General features: G+C 66.6%; 1 protein-coding gene. It reads right to left on the bottom strand.

All coding sequences use genetic code 11. The annotated features are described in order from the left end of the window. A complete protein-coding gene (locus FV222_RS23215) occupies window positions 1–2,430 on the bottom strand; it encodes a CheR family methyltransferase (RefSeq protein ID WP_246685620.1) in 2,430 nt (809 codons plus the stop codon). Window positions 2,431–2,436: the final 6 nt, after the last annotated feature.

Here is a 2,436-nt window from a genome sequence, read left to right as displayed (position 1 = left end):
TCATCCCTGCTCCAGTAGGTTCGTGAAGTTCGCGACGATCCCGGGCATCCGGCTGCCCTTTCGGGACGAGGCCATCAACCGGACACGGTAGCGAGCGCCGTTTTCCCCCTCAATCGTCCGCTCGGAGGGTCGGCTCGCCGCCAGCACAGTCGGGATCTCGTCCAACAGCCACGTCAGGGGGATCGGCGTCGAGAAGTTGCGCAGGGACCGGCCGACGTCACCCGGCTGGAGGCCGAAGATCTGCGCCGCGGCAGCGGTGAACATGCGGATGTGGAGATCCGGCGTCAGGAGCACGCTGGCGACGTTCATGCCCTCGAACAGCGTGGACTGGTCGTCGCTCATCTGATCGATGGCCTCGATCTTGGACGTTAACTCGGCATTTACCGTTTGAAGCTCCTCGTTCAGAGACTGCGTCTCCTCCTTCGAAGCCTCCAGCTCCTCGTTGGCGGCCTGCATCTCCTCGTTGACGGAGTAGAGTTCCTCGTTCGAGGATTTGAGCTCCTCAAGGGAGGTCTCGTACTCTTCGATCACGCCCTGCAACCGCTCGCGCGTCATGCTCAGTTCGCGTTCCAAGCCCTGGAACGCCGTGTCTCGCTCATTCGCCTCCAAGGCCTGCCGCTCCTTCACGACGGGCGCAGCGGCTTCGTTGAACACGACCAGGAACAATGGCTCGGTCGCGCCGGCAGTGTTCAAGGGCTTGACGACCAAAGAGATCGTTTGAAGGCGGCCGTCCGGCAGCTCGACGCTGATGCTGTCGCGCACGACCCGAGTGTTGCCCTCGATCGCCTCGCGCAGCGCCGTTCGGAGATCCAGCCGCAGGCCCTTGCGCGCCATCGCAGCCAGTTCCCGCGTCGGCTGGCCCGGTACGACCTCCAGGTGATCGCCGATCCGCGACGAGTAGTGCACAGCCTCGCCCGTCCGCGTCACGACCGCGTGGGGCGGAGTGAACTCGGAGAGCATCAGCGTCTCGACCGTGTGCCGCAGGGCCGCGTGTGTCGTGACGTTGCGCCGGTATGGCTGGCCAGCACCCGCGAAGATCGGCGTGTCCGGCCCGGACATTGGCGGCAACCGGGCCGGTGGGATCGCGTCGCGGGCCTGGAAAATGCGGTTCCGCTTGTCGATCGTCTCGAACAGATCCTCGAACCGCGTCACGTTCTCGGCCATCCCGATGAACAGGTAGCCGCGCGGGCGCAGAGCGTAGTGCAGCACCGGCATCAGTTGCTGCTGGGCTTCGACGCCGAGGTAGATCAGCAGGTTACGGCAGGAGACGAGATCGAGACGTGAGAATGGCGGGTCGCGCAGCACGCTGTGCGGGGCGAAGGTGCAGAGGTCACGGACCGCCTTTGCGACCACCGCGCTGTCGCCTTCGACGACGAAGTGCTGCGCGATCCGTTCGGGCGAGACGGCGGACAGGTAGGTCTTCGGATAGAGCCCGGTCCGGGCGACCGTGAGCGAGCGCTCGTCGATGTCGGTGGCGAAGATTTGCACGCGTGGCGGATCTGCCAGGGTAAGCATGTGCTCGCGCAGGAGGATGGCGAGGGAGTAAACCTCCTCGCCGGTCGAGCACGCCGGCACCCAAATCCGCACGACATCGCTCGCCGCGCGCTCGTCAAGCAGCTTGGGGATGACGTCGGCGGCCAGCGCCTCGAAGGCCGCTGCGTCGCGGAAGAAGTTCGTCACGCCGATCAGCAGGTCCCGGAACAGCGCTCCGACCTCGGCCGGGTCGGCACGCAGTAGCTTGAGGTAGCCGTCCGGCCCGGCCGCGCCGACGACGCTGATGCGCCGCTGCAGGCGACGCACAAAGGTGCTGGGCTTGTAACCGGAGAAGTCATGGCCGACCTGCGAGCGCAGGATGGCGAAGATCTCGGTCAGCAACTCGGCATCGAACTCCCGCGCGAACTGGTCGGTCTGACCATCCTGCGTGGCGGGACTATTGGCGGCGAAGTGGGCAGCGATCCGGTCGCCCATCCGTTCGGCCGCCTCGCCGAAATCAACGAAGCCGGTCCGCAGCGCGCTGATGGGCATGTCAGGGGTTTCGGGGCCGTAGCCATCCGCGGTCTGGGCCAGGGTCAGGCCGCCGTGCTCCTTGATCGCCTTGACGCCGATTGCGCCGTCGCCGTCGCCGCCGGACAGGATCACGCCGACCGCACGCGCGCCCTGGTCAAGGGCCAGGGCAGTCAGGAAGATGTCGACCGGTTTGGGCTCACGGACCGCCGGCCCGAGCGGCTTCAAAGTCAGCCGTCCGCCTGCGATGCCCATGACGGACCCGGCCGGCATGACGTAGACGTGACCAGGCCGGACCGGCTCGCCGTCGGCGGCAGCATCGACCTCAAGCGGCGTGAAGCGGGCCAGCACGTCCGGGAGCAGGCTTTTGTGCTCTCGACTGAGATGCGTGACGATGACGAAGGCGGCCCCGAGCGTCTCCGGCACTCCACG

The sequence above is a fragment of the Methylobacterium sp. WL103 genome (assembly GCF_008039885.1).
GTDB classification, from domain to species: Bacteria; Pseudomonadota; Alphaproteobacteria; order Rhizobiales; family Beijerinckiaceae; genus Methylobacterium; species Methylobacterium cerastii.
Note: the sequence above shows the minus strand (reverse complement) of the source record. Positions and strands in the feature narration are given on the sequence as shown.